We start from the raw sequence: 16,879 nt of genomic DNA on the forward strand, positions 1-16,879 counted from the left end.
GCGTTGCCAGCCTTCGAATGAAAGTCTCGAAGGGCTGGGCAGTAATCAATGGCAATGGTGTGAACGATCGTGCAACATTTGCGCACCGCGCACGCCCCGGGGTCTGGATTGACCAATAGAGGGCATGGCGCCGCTGTATTTTTGCAACTTCAACTTCCAATGGGTCCTAAAACGACATGGCAAACCCGGACGCCCTGAGTCAGCAGCGATCTTCTGCTCGTCTGCTGCAACCGACCGTCAAATCGCATCTGGCCTACACGCTGCTGTGCGCGCTGGTCATGATGGTGATGTTTTCCGCGCTGCGCCTCGCGCTGCTGGTCTACAACCGCGAGATGATCCTCGACACCCCGGCCGCGACCTTCCTTGAAGCGTTCGTCAACGGTCTGCGTTTCGACCTGCGCCTGGTGGTCTACCTGTGCATTCCGCTGGTGCTGGCGCTGTTCAGTGCCCGGGCCATGGCCGCGCGCGGTTTCTTCCGTCTGTGGCTGACCGTCGCCTCGAGCATCGCGCTGTTCCTCGGCCTGATGGAAATGGACTTCTACCGCGAGTTTCACCAGCGCCTCAATGGTCTGGTGTTCCAGTACGTGAAGGAAGACCCGAAAACCGTAATGAGCATGCTCTGGTACGGTTTCCCGGTGGTGCGCTACGTGCTGGCGTGGGTGATCGGCACGGTCATTCTGACTCTGGCATTCAAAGGCGCCGACCGGGCCACCCGCCCGCGCGGACCGTTCAGCGGCGGCAGCGTCAGCTCCCGTCAGGTTGCGCCGTGGTACACCCGCCTGGCGGTGTTCGTGGTCTGCCTGCTGATCTGCGTAGTCGCCGCTCGCGGCACCTTGCGTCAAGGCCCGCCGATGCGCTGGGGTGACGTCTACACCACCGATTCCAACTTCGCCAACCAGCTCGGCCTCAATGGCACGCTGTCGCTGGTCGCCGCAGCCAAGGCGCGCATGGGCGAAGACCGCGACAATATCTGGAAAGCCACGCTGCCTCAGGAACAGGCGCAGCAAGTGGTGCGCGACATGCTGCTGATGCCGGACGACAAACTGGTCGATGCCGACATCGCCGCTGTTCGCCGCGACTACATGCCGCCGGCTGACAAGACCCTGCCGATCAAGAACGTTGTGGTGATCCTGATGGAAAGCATGGCCGGTCACTCGGTCGGTGCTTTGGGCGCGCCGGGCAATATCACCCCGTACCTGGACAAGCTGTCGAAGGAAGGTCTGCTGTTCGACCGTTTCTTCTCCAACGGCACCCACACCCATCAGGGCATGTTCGCGACCATGGCCTGCTTCCCCAACCTGCCAGGTTTCGAATACCTGATGCAGACCCCGGAAGGCAGCCACAAACTGTCCGGCCTGCCGCAGTTGCTCAGCGCCCGCGACTATGACGACGTCTATGTCTACAACGGCGACTTCGCCTGGGACAACCAGTCGGGCTTCTTCAGCAACCAGGGCATGACCAACTTCGTTGGCCGCAATGACTTCGTCAATCCGGTGTTCTCCGATCCGACCTGGGGCGTGTCCGACCAGGACATGTTCGATCGTGGCCTGCAAGAACTGAAGGCGCGGGAAAACGGCAAGCCGTTCTACGCGCTGCTGCAAACCCTGTCCAACCACACGCCGTACGCCTTGCCGACGCCATTGCCGGTCGAGCGCGTGACTGACCGTGGCAGCCTCAACGAACACCTGACCGCCATGCGCTACTCCGATTGGGCGCTCGGTCAGTTCTTCGAGAAGGCGCGCAAAGAGAAGTACTTCAACGAAACCCTGTTCGTCATCGTCGGCGACCACGGCTTCGGCAACGAGCGCCAGATCACTGAAATGGACCTGGGCCGCTTCAACGTGCCGATGCTGATGATTGCCCCGGGCATTCAGCAGAAGTTCGGTACCCGCGACCACACCGTGGGTACGCAGATCGACATCGTGCCGACCATCATGGGCCGTCTCGGTGGCGAAGTGCGTCACCAGTGCTGGGGCCGTGATCTGCTCAACCTGCCGCAGGGCGATACCGGTTTCGGTGTGATCAAGCCATCGGGCAGCGAACAGACCACCGCCATTGTCACCGCCGACCAGATTCTGGTGCTGCCGCGTGACAAGGACATGGGCCCGAAAATCTGGCAATACCAGCTCGGCGCCAACCCGCACGCCGAAGTAGTGCCGGACGCGCCGCGCACTGCCGAACTCAAACTCAAACTTGAGGCGTTCCTGCAAACCGCGACCAAGAGCCTGCTCGATAACACCGCCGGTGTCATTCACGGCAAGCCGGACTGATAACTGGTTAAAGTCCACGCAATAAAAAAGAGGCCCTTGAACAAGGGCCTCTTTTTTTACAGCTTCAAATCGTCATATCTTGCCGAGTAACAACAGCACCAGCAGCACGACCAACACCACGCCGATAATGCCCGACGGGCCATAACCCCAACTTCTGGAGTGCGGGAAGACCGGCAGACCACCGATCAGCAACAGGATCAGGATGATGATTAGAATTGTGCCCATGGGTGATTTCCTTGTTCAGAGTCTGGAAGAGTCTTGATGCTCAGTGGGCAGCTGGAGAGCAACTAAATTCCAGCCGGCTTACATGTTCCGACTTGCGCCGATGAAAAAAAATTCAATGTTTTTTTAATGTATTTGGATTGCTCGGTTATTTCCTTTCCAGCAAAAAGATCGCAGCCTCGTTGCACTCGTCAGCTCCTGCATGAGACCAACCGGAAAACAATGACGGCTGGAATCTTTTGATCCTCCATTCAGCAACTGGATGGAGCGTGGGCGAACGAAGTTCCTTCGCTACACTCGGCGCATCTCTCCCGGAACAACAAGGCTGTCCGCTATGCAAAATCGCATGATGATCACTGGTGCAGGCTCAGGCCTGGGTCGCGAAATCGCGCTGCGCTGGGCCCGTGAAGGCTGGCGGCTGGCTTTGTCCGATGTCAGTGAGCCCGGCCTGCAGGAAACCCTGAAGCTGGTGCGCGAGGCGGGCGGTGACGGCTTCATCCAGCGCTGTGACGTGCGCGATTACAGTCAGCTCACCGCCTTCGCCCAGGCCTGCGAAGAGAAGCTCGGCGGCATCGACATCATCGTCAACAATGCCGGCGTCGCCTCGGGCGGTTTTTTCAGCGAATTGTCGCTGGAAGACTGGGACTGGCAGATCGCGATCAACCTGATGGGCGTGGTCAAGGGTTGCAAGGCGTTCCTGCCGCTGCTGGAAGAGAGCAAGGGCAAGATCATCAACATCGCCTCCATGGCCGCGTTGATGCAAGGCCCGGCAATGAGTAACTACAACGTGGCCAAGGCCGGCGTAGTGGCGTTGTCGGAGAGTCTGCTGATCGAACTGGCGCAGCAGGAAGTGGCGGTGCATGTGGTTTGCCCGTCGTTCTTCCAGACCAACTTGCTCGATTCTTTCCGTGGCCCGACCCCGGCCATGAAAGCCCAGGTCGGCAAGTTGCTGGAAAGTTCGCCGATCAGCGCAGCCGACATCGCTGACTACATCTATCAGCAAGTCGCCGCCGGCGAATTCTTGATTCTGCCCCACGAACAAGGGCGCATGGCCTGGGCGCTCAAACAGAAGAATCCGCAACTGCTCTACAACGAAATGACTTCCATGGCCGAGAAAATGCGCGCCAAGGCCAAACAAAACAACGCTTGATCTTGTTCGATTCCCGCCGCGTCGTTAGGGTGGCCGCCACGGTCACCCTGTCGAGACGCCTCCATGCTCAATTACTTGTGGTTCTTCCTTGCGGCGCTGTTTGAAATCGCCGGCTGTTTTGCCTTCTACATGTGGCTGCGCCAGGGCAAGAGTGCGTTGTGGGTGATTCCCGCGTTGCTCAGCCTGACCCTGTTCGCGCTGTTGCTGACCCGTGTTGAAGCGGCCTACGCCGGGCGCGCCTATGCCGCGTATGGCGGGATCTACATCGTTGCTTCGATTGGCTGGCTAGCGGTGGTCGAGCGGGTGCGTCCGCTGGGCTCGGACTGGATTGGCATGGCCCTGTGCGTGGTCGGTGCCAGCATCATTCTGTTCGGGCCGCGCTTTTCCGCTGCCTGAGGCTTTTGTGCGAAGTGTCTGACAGCCGTGGGCGTGGGCGTCTGTAGGGCAAGACTGATTTGCTCGTCGTGGATTGTGAAGACGCTGTAAGCCGCGCATCTTCAGGGTTTGCCAGTCCTGAAGGATGAATCCCATGCTTGTACTCAGCCGTGTGGTCGGTGAGTTGATTTCAATCGGAGACGACATCACCCTGCGTGTTCTGTCGGTCAACGGCTCCAGCGTGCGCTTCGGCGTCGAGGCGCCGAAAAAGGTCCATGTACACCGCGCCGAGGTCTATGACCGGATCAAGCGCAAGGAGGCTGCGGCGAAGGCTGGCTGACGGCTTCAGTCGAACAGATGCTTGGGTACGTCGTGCTTGAGCATCAGCTGGCACTGCTCGCTTTCCGGATCGAACACGATCAATGCCTGGCCTTTGGTCAGTGCCTGACGCACGCGCAGGACGCGGGTTTCCAGCGGGGTGTCATCGCCGTTGTCGGTACCGTCGCGGGTGACGAAATCCTCGATCAGGCGGGTGAGGGTGTCGACTTCAAGCGCGTCGTGGGGAATGAGCATGGGCACCTCGGTCAAATCAATGTCGGGATGCTACGGGGAATGGGTTTTGCCTGCCAGTTTTGTATTGGCCGTGCCTGCCAATTCGCGAGCAGGCTCGCTCCCACCTTTGAAATGCGATCCCTGTGGGAGCGCGCCTGCTCGCGAAAGCGGTTATCTGTTCACCGAAGGTTCAACTGTCAGAACGCTGCCCCACCAGACTGTCCACCGGCGGCACCCGGGTTTCGCTTTCCATCTGCGTGTCATGCTCGATCTGATGGCTGAAGCGATCCAGTGAGGCATTGGCCGGCGCCGCATCGCTGGCAAAGACCGGCGGACTCAGAATGTACGCGCCAAGCAGTCGGCTGAGCGCCGCCAGGCTGTCGATGTGCGTACGCTCGTAACCGTGGGTGGCATCGCAGCCGAAGGCGAGCAGGGCGGTGCGAATGTCGTGACCGGCGGTGACCGCCGAGTGCGCATCGCTGAAGTAATAGCGGAACATGTCGCGGCGCACCGGCAATTCGTGTTCATCAGCCAGACGCAACAGATGCCGCGACAGGTGATAGTCATACGGCCCGCCCGAATCCTGCATCGCCACGCTCACCGCGTGTTCGCTGGAGTGTTGGCCGGGGGCGACGGGTGCGATGTCGATGCCGACAAATTCGCTGACGTCCCACGGCAATGCCGCCGCTGCACCGCTGCCGGTTTCCTCGGTGATGGTGAACAGTGGATGGCAATCGATGTTCAGTTCCTGGCCACTGTCGACAATCGCCTTGAGCGCGGCGAGCAGTGCGGCAACGCCGGCCTTGTCGTCGAGGTGGCGAGCACTGATATGGCCGCTTTCAGTGAACTCCGGCAGCGGGTCGAAGGCCACCACGTCGCCGACATGAATGCCCAGCGACTCGCAATCGGCCTTGGTCGTGCAGTAGGCGTCCAGACGCAGTTCGACGTGGTCCCAGCTGATCGGCATTTCATCGACCTGGGTGTTGAAGGCGTGCCCGGACGCCATCAGCGGCAGCACGCTGCCGCGAATCACCCCGGTATCGGTAAACAGGCTGACCCGGCTACCCTCGGCAAAGCGGCTCGACCAGCAACCGACCGGGGCGAGGGTCAGGCGACCGTTGTCTTTCACCGCACGCACAGCAGCGCCGATGGTGTCCAGGTGCGCAGACACCGCGCGGTCAGGGCTGCTCTTTTTGCCCTTCAACGTCGCGCGGATGGTCCCGCGCCGGGTCATTTCGAACGGAATGCCCAGCTCTTCGAGACGCTCGGCGACATAGCGCACGATGGTGTCGGTGAAACCGGTAGGGCTGGGAATGGCGAGCATTTCCAGCAGGACTTTTTGCAGGTAAGCCAGATCCGGTTCAGGGATTTGTGTGGTCATGGTCATGGAAACTCCTGATGGGTTGAGCACATCGATGGTTTCGATGAGGAAAATTGGTGGTGACGTTCAGGGCCTCTTCGCGAGCAGGCTCGCTCCCACATTTGGAATGCATTCCCCTGTGGGAGCGAGCCTGCTCGCGAAGGCGTCAGCCGGAACAACGATGGTTCAAGAGACAGCCGGCTGACTATGCGGAAACAACAGATCGACAAAGCGTTCCGCCGTCGGCTGCGGTTCGTGGTTGGCCAGGCCGGCGCGTTCGTTGGCTTCGATGAACACGTACTCGGGCTGATCCGCCGCCGGCACCATCAGATCGAGCCCGACCATCGGAATGTCCAGCGCCCGCGCCGCGCGCACTGCCGCGTCGACCAGGGTCGGATGAAGAATGTCGGTCACGTCTTCCAGCGTACCGCCGGTGTGCAGATTGGCCGTGCGCCGCACGAACAGATGCTCGCCGGCCGGCAGGATGCTGCTGTAGTCATAGCCGGCAGCGTGCAGCGTGCGTTGGGTTTCGTGGTCCAGCGGGATCTTGCTTTCGCCGCTGGTGGCCGCTTGCCGACGGCGGCTCTGCGCTTCGATCAGCGCACCGATCGAATGCTGACCATCGCCAACCACTTCCGCCGGACGGCGAATCGCCGCCGCTACCACTTCAAAACCGATCACCACGATGCGCAGATCAAGGCCTTCGTGGAAGCTTTCCAGCAGCACGCGACTGTCAAACTGCTTGGCGGTTTCGATGGCCTTCTGCACTTCTTCGATGGTGCGCAGATCCACCGCGACGCCGTGGCCCTGTTCGCCATCGAGAGGCTTGACCACCACCCGTTGGTGCTCATCGAGGAAGGCCAGGTTGTCGTCGGCGTTGCCCGCCAGTTGCTGCGCGGGCAGTTTCAGACCTGCGCCTTTCAGCACCTTGTGGGTCAGGCTTTTGTCCTGGCACAAGGTCATGCTGATCGCACTGGTCAGGTCGCTCAGCGACTCGCGGCAACGCACGCGACGGCCGCCGTGGCTGAGGGTGAACAGCCCGGCGTCGGCGTCATCCACTTGCACGTCGATACCGCGCCGATGCGCTTCTTCGACGATGATCCGCGCGTAAGGATTGAAATTCGCCTCCGGCCCCGGGCCGAGAAACAGCGGCTGGTTGATGCCGTTCTTACGCTTGATGGCGAACGTCGGCAGGTTGCGGAAACCCAGTTTGGCGTAAAGGTTTTTCGCCTGACGGTTGTCGTGCAGCACCGACAGATCCAGATAAGCCAGACCACGACTCATGAAGTGCTCGACCAGATGTCGCACCAGCACTTCGCCGACGCCGGGGCGCGAGCAATGCGGGTCGACCGCCAGGCACCACAGGCTGCTGCCGTGTTCCGGGTCGTTGAAGGCTTTTTCATGATTGAGACCCATGACACTGCCGATCACCGCGCCGCTGTCCTCGTCTTCCGCCAGCCAGTACACCGGGCCGCCCTGATGATGTGGGGTGAGCAACTCCTGATCGATCGGCAACATGCCGCGCGCCTGGTACAAACGGTTGATGCCCTGCCAGTCGGTTTCGCTTTGCGCACGACGAATGCGGAAGCCGCGAAACACCCGCGTGGCCTGCCGGTAATCGCTGAACCATAAACGCAGGGTGTCGGATGGATCGAGAAACAGCTGCGTCGGCTCGAGGCCGAGAATCTGCTGCGGTGCGGCAACATACAGGGCGATATCGCGTTCACCGGGCTGCTCGTTGAGCAGCTCCTGCGCGAGCGACGCCGGGTCGGGAAAGGTATGGCCGATCAGCAGCCGGCCCCAGCCGCAATGCACGGCAATCGGGGCGGTGGCAGGCTCGCTGCCGTCTTCGGCCAGGCGCGCCTGCAAACGTTCATACGAGGGGGCCTGACCACGCAACAGGCGTTGGTTGATGGACGTGGCATGGGGTTTCATCAATCAGATTCCTTGTTCACTGAGCCACAGGTTCAGGGCCGCCAGTTGCCACAGTTTCGAACCGCGCAACGGGGTCAGTTGGCCTTGCGGATCAGTCAAAAGCTTGTCGAGCATGGTCGGGTTGAACAGGCCGCGATCCTGGCTCGGATCCAGCAGCAGTTCGCGCACCCAATTGAGTGTGTCGCCCTGCAAGTGCTTGAGACCCGGCACCGGGAAATAGCCTTTCTTGCGATCGATCACTTCGCTTGGAATGACCCGACGCGCTGCTTCTTTCAGCACTTGCTTGCCGCCATCGGGCAGCTTGAATTGGCCCGGTACACGAGCCGACAGCTCGACCAGTCGATAGTCGAGAAACGGCGTACGCGCTTCCAGGCCCCAGGCCATGGTCATGTTGTCGACGCGTTTGACCGGGTCATCGACCAGCATCACCGTGCTGTCCAGGCGGAGGGCTTTGTCCACTGCGGCATCGGCGCCGGGCTGGGCAAAGTGCTGTTTGACGAAATCGCCGGCCGCGTCGTGGTCGACCAGCCATTTCGGCTGCACAGTCGCCGCGTAGTCGTCGTAGCTGCGATCGAAGAACGCATCGCGGTAGGCCGCGTATGGGTCCGCCGCGCCGTCGACCTGCGGATACCAGTGGTAACCGGCAAAGAGTTCGTCTGCGCCCTGGCCGCTCTGCACCACTTTGCAGTGCTTGGCCACTTCACGGGACAACAGATAGAAGGCGATGCAGTCATGGCTGACCATCGGCTCGCTCATCGCCCGGAACGCGGCGGGCAGTTGCTCGATGATTTCTTTCTCGTCGATGCGCAACTGATGGTGGCGCGTGCCGTAGTGCTTGGCGATCAGGTCCGAATACTGGAACTCGTCGCCGCGCTCGCCGCCGGCATCCTGGAAACCAATGGAGAAGGTCGACAGATTCTCTACACCGACTTCGCGCAACAGGCCGACAAGCATGCTCGAGTCGACACCGCCGGACAGCAACACACCGACATCCACCGCCGCACGCTGACGAATCGCCACCGCTTCGCGGGTGCTGTCGAGGACGCGATCGACCCAGTCTTCCAGATTGAGATTTTTCTCGTCCTCATTCGGGCCGTAAGGCAGGGTCCACCAGGTTTTCTGCTCGGTGCGGCCATCGGCTTCAACGCGCATCCAAGTGGCGGGCGGCAGTTTTTCGATACCGGCCAGCAAGGTGCGCGGCGCAGGCACCACGGCATGGAAATTCAGATAGTGATTGAGCGCCACCGGATCAAGAATCGGGTTGATGTCGCCGCCCTTGAGCAGCGCCGGCAGTGCCGAGGCAAAACGCAAGCGTTGGCCGGTGCGTGACAGGTACAACGGCTTTACGCCGAGACGGTCACGAGCGATGAACAGGCGCTGGGCATCGCGCTCCCAGATGGCGAAAGCAAACATGCCATTGAGCTTCGGCAGCAGCGCCTCGCCCCAGGCGTGATAACCCTTGAGCAGCACTTCGGTGTCGCCACCCGAATAGAAGGCATAACCGAGTGCTTCGAGTTCTTCGCGCAACTCCGGGAAGTTGTAGATCGCACCGTTGAACGCCAGGGACAAGCCCAATTGACTGTCGATCATCGGCTGCGCAGAGCCGTCCGACAGGTCCATGATTTTCAGGCGTCGATGGCCCAGGGCAATCGGCCCTTGGGCATGGAAGCCCCACGCGTCAGGGCCGCGAGGGGCCAGGTGATGGGTGATTCTCTCGATCGCTGCAAGGTCTGCAGGTTGTTGATCAAAACGTAACTCGCCAGCTAATCCGCACATAAAGTCCTTACCGGTTTTTCCGTTGGGGAAGGTCAAGCCGTACCGCGCGAAAAGTGCGGGTACTCAGAAACTGACCTGTCTCGGTAGGTGGAGTTTTAGATCGATAAGTTATAAGCCAGCCTGGCTGCCTTCTGCCGCAACGCTATCAGCGCGGATCGAGGATCGAGATTTGCCCACTTACCGTTACGCTTTTTTTGCATAAGCGCACAAGCGCGTGGACGTTCCGTGCGGGGTGGTGCAGGGCTATTTTTTCCATGCAAAAAAGCGTTTGGTCTACCTGGGTTTTGCGCAGCAATTTGAACTGTTATTGGCTGCCCGGCAGCGCTAGGGTCGAGTGTTCGAACCGCAATAAAGGACTATTGCCATGCTTAACCAAGACAAGACAAATCCACAGATTCAGGCCTCGGTCCTGAGCACCTTGTACGCCGCGACCGGTGACCTCGATACCGCTGAAAGCCTGGAAAAAAACCTGCCGGCGCATCTGCTCACGGCTTCTGCGGCCACGCTGAACAAGCTGGACGAAATCACTCGTGAACTGCACACCCTGCAAGTCAAAGTCGACAAGGATCTGACCCGGCTCAAACCATTGCACAGCTTCTGCATCAGCGAACTTAACGCGGCGCTGAGCGAGAAATGGCCAGCGGTCTATGACGTGAGCGAGGATCTGCTCAGCCTGCCCGGCGTCGATTGTGGCTGCGATGTGAAGGCGACGGTTCAGGCCGATGTCGGCTTGGTCAGACACGCGACGCAAAGCCTGTTGCAGGCAGCCATGCAAAACTTCACCGCAGACGAGGAGCAGGCCGACGGTTTCCCCGCCGGCAGCCTGGTGCGCGTCAAGAGTGTGCCCGCTGGCGTGAAGGATCTGACGCCGGCAGCGTTCGCAGCGTTGTGCCGCAAGCTGGATCTGGGCAAGAAATACCAGGAGCATCTGCAGCAAGTGTTCGGTCTGCGTGAGGACTGCGGCAAAGTCGTGGCGACCAGTGCCATGACCCGCAATATCGCCGCATTGAAGCAATCGCTGCTGGAGCTGGACGCTCATCTTGCGGAGCTCAAGGGCGATATCACCGCAGCTGGTTTGCGCATGCTGCAGGATCTGATGCTGGCCGAAGGCGTCGCTTCGGCGCAGCACCTGCGCTACGGCAAAGACCCGATGATCATGCAGGGCATCAGAATCCTCGACAGCTGCGTTTGGGGCGTGGTGGTATTTTCCAAACGCTCCGTGGAACAACACCCTGAGGACGGATGCATGGTGTATATGCCCGGCGAGCCCGAGCGCGCCGTGTATGAGTACCCGAGTTTCAATGCGTTCAAGCGCTACCTCGCGCAACAACTCAAGAGCACGGAATATCAGGGGTATTTCGCCGGCAGCCTTGATGAAGATGACAAGGCTGACTTCTTCAAGGCGTTGGCTGAGAAACCCGATCTGGGCGTCGTCGAACAATGGCCGATCAATGTGGCGCTTTTTGATTTCATGGTGCAAAGCCATGTCGGCAAGTTGCAGATCGACGCGCGCAAACTGGCGGTGCCAACCGCTGATATCGATGAAGAGATCCGACAGAAACGCCTGTTGGATTTCGTTCAGCGCGGGGTGACCGTGGCGTCGGTGGCGGGGCTGTTCGTGCCGGTCCTGGGGCAATTGATGATGGGCGTCGCGGTCGGGCAATTGCTCGGTGAGGTGTATGACGGCGTGGCGGACTGGCGCCGCGGTGATCATCAGGAAGCACTGTCACATCTGCTCAGTGTGGTAGAGAACATCGCATTGATGGGCGTTTTCGCCGGCGGTCAGAAGGTGCTGGGAACTGTGGGCAAAAAACTGCTGCGCACGCATCCGGAGTTCTTCGCGCAGTTCACCGCGATACTCGATCGGGCCGGCAAGCCACGCCTGTGGAAGTCCGATTTGAGCCCGTACGAGCATGCTTTGCCGGCCGGATTCACCATCGGTGCCGGTTCAAAGGAGTTCTACCAGATCGGCAACAAGACCATCGCCCGCTTCGAGCACCGCCTGTTGGCGGGCAACTTTGATATCGACACTCAGCACTGGCGCCTGGAACACCCCGCACGCGCACAAGCCTATGCTCCGGAACTGATCCGCCACGTCGAGGGCGGCTGGCGGTTCCCCGCTGAACAGCCCGAAGAATGGGGCAGCAGCGCCTACACGCTCAAGCGCATCGATCCGCAGTTGAGCGAATTTGCCGACAGCGACCTGGACATCCTTCGCCGGCTGAGCAACACCTCGCAGCAGACCTTGCTGGAGACCTTCAACGACAATCTGAGCCTGCCGGTACGCCTGCGCGATACCGTCGAGCGCGTGCGCATCGAGCGCCAGCTGCGTGAGTTGACCACGGAACTGGAAAACGGCGAGATCCACTCCGAGCAACCTCTGGAAGAACAGATGCACGCCTTGACGCAACTGCCGGGCTGGCCGACTGACCGATACCTTGAGGTCATCGGTCATGAAGGAGACGTCGAAACCACTTATCCTGCAAACAGCACGCTCGACGAAACCCTGGGAGTGCCGGTCACCCAAGGCCAGTTGGCACTCGGGCGCTTGCTGCAAACCGTCATCGATGGCCTCTACGAGCATGAAGTCGAGGCCTTGCTCGGCGGCAAAGTCGCGAAAAGCACGCAAGCCACCGGGCTGGCAAGAAAACTGGGTGCTGCGCTCAAATCCGATTACCGCGCGGCGTTCGAGCGGATGTACAAGCGCTATGACCACAGTGATGCGCAGGATCTGGGCAAATTACGCCAGGTCTTCGCCGACATTTCGGCGCGCCATGGTCAAAGGCTGATCGACCGCGCTTCGACTGTCGAGCGCCTGCACTTGCGCTCGACCGGGAGCGCGCCCTTGCGGTTGGGACAGCGGGCTCGGGCCGGCATTGCCGAGGTCCGGCTTGACCGGGCGCTGAGCGGGTTGCACTGGTCGTGGCTGGCCAATGCCGACACCGACAGGCTGGCCATGAAATTACTGCCGCGCCTCAGCGGCTGGAACGCGCAGCTGCGTCTGCAAGTACGCGACAAGGCCTTGACCGGACCGATACTCGAAGACATCGGCGATGGGTCGGCGACCTCGGAAAATACCGGCTATCTGGTGAAGTCCACGCAGGGCTATGAGGCGTTTGGCGGCGACAAAAAATCCTTGGGCAAGGTGGCATCCGGCCCCGACGCTTTGTACATGGCCATCCTTAAGGCATTGCCGCCACGTCAGCGGACCGCACTCGGGTTTGCCGATGCCGGACAGCTCAGTACGCAACAGTTACGCAAAAAGCTGCTCAACGTTGCCCTCGACGAACGCGAGGTCACTGCGCGGGCATTGCGCGGCGGCAGTACGGAATCACTTCCCGTCGAGCCGGCCTGCGTGCAAGGCGATCAGGTTCCCGCGACAGCTCATTCACGCACACTGCTGCGCAAAGCGCGCAGGCTTTATCCGCGTCTGAGCGAGCCGCAGCTCAATCAATTGCTCGATGCACTGGGCGATGATCCGTTGAGCCGTGCGACCCGCATCAAAGCCCTGCGTCAGGATCTGCAAACCCTGCGTGACGCGCTGTTTGTCTGGAGTGAAGATGGCGCCGCGCTGCAAGCCATGGGGGGCGATCTGGCTGAAGCGCGGCACAGTCGGAAAATGGCCGCCGAGCTGATCGAAGAAGCGTTTCGACGCTTTCATTGGGCCACCAACGAAGAGGGAAAAAACCTCTGTACCCTTGACCTTGACGGCATGCGCATCGGTAAGGTGCCGACGTTACCGTCGTCGGTGAGCTTCGACCATGTCGAGCAATTGTCGATGCGGAACATGGCGCTGGGGGATGATGTGGCGTACTTCCTCAAGTCCTTCAAACAGCTCGACTCGCTGGAACTGGGCAGCAACGCGATCACCCGGCTGCCTGAAATGTTGTCGCACATGCCGCGTCTGCAACGGCTGAGCCTGGCAAACAATCAGCTCAAGCTCACCGAGCAGACCCTGGCGAAGCTGAACAGGCTGAGCACTTTACGCTACCTGAATCTGGACAAGAATCCGTTGGGTGCCACCCCGGATTTCAGCCGAATGTCGCAACTGCGTCGCTTGTCGCTGAACGATACCGGCATCACCGAACTGCCAGAAGGCCTCGACCATTCTGCGCACATTGAACTGATGGATCTGAGCGCCAACAGCATCACGGAGCTGCCCGAGTGGTTATTCGAGAAATCACGACGTTTCACCGGCGCACTCAAGCTGGGACTGAACCCCTTTTCGGAAACGGCCAAAACGCATCTGGAGAACTATCGCGATAATTTCGGCGTTGGGATGGACTATGTCGCCGATGACATCGCACGGATGAACGAGCAAACGGCGCGCTCGCTCTGGTTGACCCAGGCCAGTGGCGAAGAGTGGGCAGAGCAGTCGCGCATCTGGGCGGCATTGCGCAGCGAGCGGACGGCCGATGGCTTGTTCACGTTGCTGGCGCAACTGGGCGATACCGCAGACGGCAAACAGGGTAGCGCCGACATGCAGCGACGCGTCTGGGCGGTACTGAAAACGGCGGAAGCTGACGAGCCGCTGGGTCGTCAACTGCTCGACATCGCGGCCGATCCGCTGCACTGCACCGATAACGCGGCGCTGGTTTTCAGTCGCCTTGAAGTCGCAGTGGAAGTCGAGCGGGTGAGCAGGGCTGCAAGCGGGAGCAGGGGTACTGCCAAGGCGTTGTTGGAACTGGGCCGCAGCCTGTTCAGGCTGGACAGGCTGGAAGAAATCGCCCGGGAGCATTCGCTCCGGGCGCCAAGGGTCGATGCGCTGGAAATGAACCTCGCTTACCGCATCGGTCTCACCGATGCGCTGGGACTGCGCGGTCAACCGAAAGATATGCTGTTCAGTGCCCAGAGTGGCGTGACGGCCGCTGATCTTGAGGTCGCAAAAAATCGCGTCTTCACCGCTGAACTCTCCCCGCAATGGCTGGAATACATGCAGGGGCGAACGTTCTGGCGTGACTATCTGCGACGCATATTTGTCCGCAAGTTTGCGCTGATCGATGACCTGTACGACCCGCAAATGAGCGCACTGTTCGACAAGAAGGACACGCTGCCCTCTGGCGATTATTTGAGTCAGAACCAGGCACTCAAGCTTGAAAAGGACCAGGCTGAAGACGTGCTGTTCAAGAGCCTGACCGAAGACGCGATACGGCTGATGGATCTGGGCATCTGCGAAATGCCCGATACGTGAAATTCACTTGCCGCGAATCAACTGCCGTAAGGCGAAACGATTGGGATGGCAGGCTTCGGCCACGCTGCGTGGCAACGGCAGCGGTTCGTTGTCCAGCCACGCGGCAAGCAGCTCGCCGGACAGCGGCGCGGTGATCAGCCCGCGAGAACCGTGGCCGCTGTTGACGTACAGACCATCGAGCCACGGGCAGGCGATGTCCGGCACCTGTCGGGCGTCTTTGCTCAACGCAGCGTAGGTCTGATTGAAGGTTTGCAGATCAGCGAGCGGGCCGACAATCGGCAGGTAATCGGGGCTGGTGCAGCGGAAAGCTGCCCGGCCCTCAAGGTTCGCAAGTGGCTGCTCGCTGATGTTGAAGCGTGTCAGCAGGTCGCTGGAAATTTCTTCGAGCATCGCCAGATTGCCTTGGTGCTCGGCAGTCGTGGGTGTCAGATCGTCATTGTTGAAGTCGAAACTGGCGCCCAGGGTGTGCTCGCCCAGACGCGCCGGGGCGACGTAGCCCTCGGCGCACACCACGGTGGCCAGCGCATGACTCTCTGCGTTTTCAGGCAGGCGCGTGATCTGCCCGCGAATGCGCTTGAGCGGCAATTCGGCACTCTGGGCAAAACGTTTGATTTCGGCGGCACCGGCCAGGATCACTGCCGGCGCACTGGCGAGCAAACGTTCGCCGTCGAAGGCTTGCCACAGGTCTGCGACTTTGCGCAGTTCCAAAGCTTCGTGATGGCTGAGCAACTCAATGTTGGTGTGGGTCGCCTGGGCCTGACACAGCGCCGGCGGATGCACCCAGCCGCCTTCGGGGTAGAACAAGCCGCCGTGGGCCACGCCGACACCGGCGCGATCCTGCGCTTGCGGCTGTTCCAGCCACTGCAAGAGATCTTCAGGAAACGCCGCCGCCAGTTGCGCGTGGCGCTCGGCTTCCTTGGCGTTGAACGCCAGTTGCAGCACGCCGCAGTCATCCCAGTCGCTGCCGCGTTGCAGGCTTTCCAGCAGGCGCCGGGTGTAACCGAAGCCGCTGACGATCAACTGCGACAACGCCGTGCCATGGGCGGACAGCTTGAGATAGAGCACACCTTGCGGGTTGCCCGAAGCTTCTTGCGCCACCGCCGCGTGACGCTCGAGCAGACTCACCTGCCAGCCGCGCGCCGCCAGACTCGACGCCGTCGCGCAGCCGGCCAGCCCCGCACCGATCACCATCGCCCGGCGCTCACCGCGCAACGGAGCAGGGCGGGCGAACCAGGGTTTCGCCGGTAGGGGCGCCGTCACCTCGGCGGGCCAGCCGAGAAATTCGCCACGCAGGATTTCCCACTTGTGGCCGATGCCCGGCGTGCGCTTCATCTTGAACCCGGCAGTATTGAGCAGACGGCGGACCCAACCGGTGCTGGTGAAAGTGCTGATGGTCGAGCCCGGCGCAGCCAGCCGCGCCAGTTCGACGAACAGTTCAGCAGTCCACATGTCCGGATTTTTCGCCGGGGCGAAACCGTCGAGAAACCACGCGTCGATCTGTGCGTCGAGATGCGGCAATTGCTCCAGTGCATCGCCGATCAGCAAGGTCAGCGTCACGCGGCCGTTGGCCAGAGTGATGCGTTGAAAGCCTTGATGAATCGCCACGTAATGCCTCAGCAACTGATCCGCCAACGGCATGAGTTCTGGCCACAGTGCCAAGGCCCGGCGCAGATCCGCAGGCGCCAGCGGGTACTTCTCGACGCTGACAAAATGCAAGCGCGCGCCGGCCACGGCGTGCTGTTCGAACAACTGCCAGGCGCAGAGAAAATTCAACCCGGTGCCGAAACCGGTTTCGCCAATGACCAGACGTCCATCCGCCGGCAGCGCAGCGAAACGCTCAGCCAGACGGTTCTGTTCGAGAAACACATAACGGGTTTCTTCCAGCCCCGACTGGTCGGAAAAATACACGTCATCGAACACTCGTGAACGTGGGCGTCCCTGGTCGTCCCAGTCGAGTTGGGCGTGGGGCATTTCGGCTTTCATGGCAGGCTCGGCAAACACAAGGCGGCCATTCTAGCCGATCGCGCGCGAGCTGCCTGATCCAGCAC

Annotated in this window: 11 protein-coding genes; 5 read left to right on the plus strand and 6 right to left on the minus strand. The window is 60.8% G+C overall.

Features of this window, described 5'->3' with window-relative positions:
- The first annotated feature begins 176 nt into the window (after window positions 1–176).
- Window positions 177–2,270, plus strand: coding sequence for an LTA synthase family protein (locus AB4N48_RS05495; RefSeq protein ID WP_041478246.1), 2,094 nt, complete (start codon window positions 177–179; stop codon window positions 2,268–2,270).
- A gap of 72 nt (window positions 2,271–2,342) precedes the next feature.
- Here AB4N48_RS05495 and AB4N48_RS05500 read toward each other — a convergent pair whose 3' ends face one another.
- Window positions 2,343–2,495 carry a DUF3309 family protein gene (locus AB4N48_RS05500; protein ID WP_003183939.1) on the minus strand — a complete coding sequence of 51 codons (153 nt, stop codon included), beginning with the start codon at window positions 2,493–2,495 and terminating at the stop codon, window positions 2,343–2,345.
- 331 nt (window positions 2,496–2,826) lie between these two features.
- Here AB4N48_RS05500 and AB4N48_RS05505 point away from each other — a divergent pair, with 331 nt between their 5' ends.
- The 3 genes from AB4N48_RS05505 to csrA all read left to right on the plus strand — a co-directional run bounded on the left by AB4N48_RS05505 (window position 2,827) and on the right by csrA (window position 4,357).
- Window positions 2,827–3,642, plus strand: coding sequence for an SDR family oxidoreductase (locus AB4N48_RS05505; protein WP_041478247.1), 816 nt, complete (start codon window positions 2,827–2,829; stop codon window positions 3,640–3,642).
- 63 nt (window positions 3,643–3,705) lie between these two features.
- Window positions 3,706–4,038: a YnfA family protein gene (locus AB4N48_RS05510; protein ID WP_016770946.1), complete on the plus strand. Its 333-nt coding sequence runs from the start codon at window positions 3,706–3,708 to the stop codon at window positions 4,036–4,038.
- 133 nt (window positions 4,039–4,171) lie between these two features.
- Complete coding sequence (gene csrA, locus AB4N48_RS05515) at window positions 4,172–4,357, plus strand: carbon storage regulator CsrA (RefSeq protein ID WP_024013891.1); 186 nt, start codon at window positions 4,172–4,174, stop codon at window positions 4,355–4,357.
- A 5-nt stretch (window positions 4,358–4,362) separates the two neighbouring features.
- Here csrA and AB4N48_RS05520 read toward each other — a convergent pair whose 3' ends face one another.
- From AB4N48_RS05520 to AB4N48_RS05535, 4 genes are all read right to left on the minus strand, one after another.
- A complete protein-coding gene (locus AB4N48_RS05520) occupies window positions 4,363–4,590 on the minus strand; it encodes a YheU family protein (protein WP_003172962.1) in 228 nt (75 codons plus the stop codon).
- Window positions 4,591–4,759: 169 nt separating this feature from the next.
- Complete coding sequence (locus AB4N48_RS05525; protein ID WP_024013890.1) at window positions 4,760–5,950, minus strand: osmoprotectant NAGGN system M42 family peptidase; 1,191 nt, start codon at window positions 5,948–5,950, stop codon at window positions 4,760–4,762.
- Between the two features lie 165 nt (window positions 5,951–6,115).
- The gene (gene ngg / locus AB4N48_RS05530; protein WP_252868075.1) at window positions 6,116–7,864 is read right to left on the minus strand and encodes an N-acetylglutaminylglutamine synthetase; all 1,749 of its coding nucleotides are present in this window, start codon (window positions 7,862–7,864) and stop codon (window positions 6,116–6,118) included.
- Window positions 7,865–7,867: 3 nt separating this feature from the next.
- Window positions 7,868–9,640 (minus strand): N-acetylglutaminylglutamine amidotransferase, encoded by a 1,773-nt coding sequence (locus tag AB4N48_RS05535; RefSeq protein WP_460094918.1) that lies wholly within the window; start codon window positions 9,638–9,640, stop codon window positions 7,868–7,870.
- A gap of 364 nt (window positions 9,641–10,004) precedes the next feature.
- Here AB4N48_RS05535 and AB4N48_RS05540 point away from each other — a divergent pair, with 364 nt between their 5' ends.
- Window positions 10,005–14,831 carry an NEL-type E3 ubiquitin ligase domain-containing protein gene (locus AB4N48_RS05540; protein ID WP_460094919.1) on the plus strand — a complete coding sequence of 1,609 codons (4,827 nt, stop codon included), beginning with the start codon at window positions 10,005–10,007 and terminating at the stop codon, window positions 14,829–14,831.
- 3 nt (window positions 14,832–14,834) lie between these two features.
- On the opposite strand, the gene mnmC is transcribed toward AB4N48_RS05540, so the two are convergent.
- On the minus strand, window positions 14,835–16,814 hold the full coding sequence (mnmC, locus tag AB4N48_RS05545; RefSeq protein ID WP_460094921.1) for a bifunctional tRNA (5-methylaminomethyl-2-thiouridine)(34)-methyltransferase MnmD/FAD-dependent 5-carboxymethylaminomethyl-2-thiouridine(34) oxidoreductase MnmC: 1,980 nt from the start codon (window positions 16,812–16,814) through the stop codon (window positions 14,835–14,837).
- Window positions 16,815–16,879: the final 65 nt, after the last annotated feature.

It is taken from the genome of Pseudomonas sp. S2_C11, from assembly GCF_054668395.1.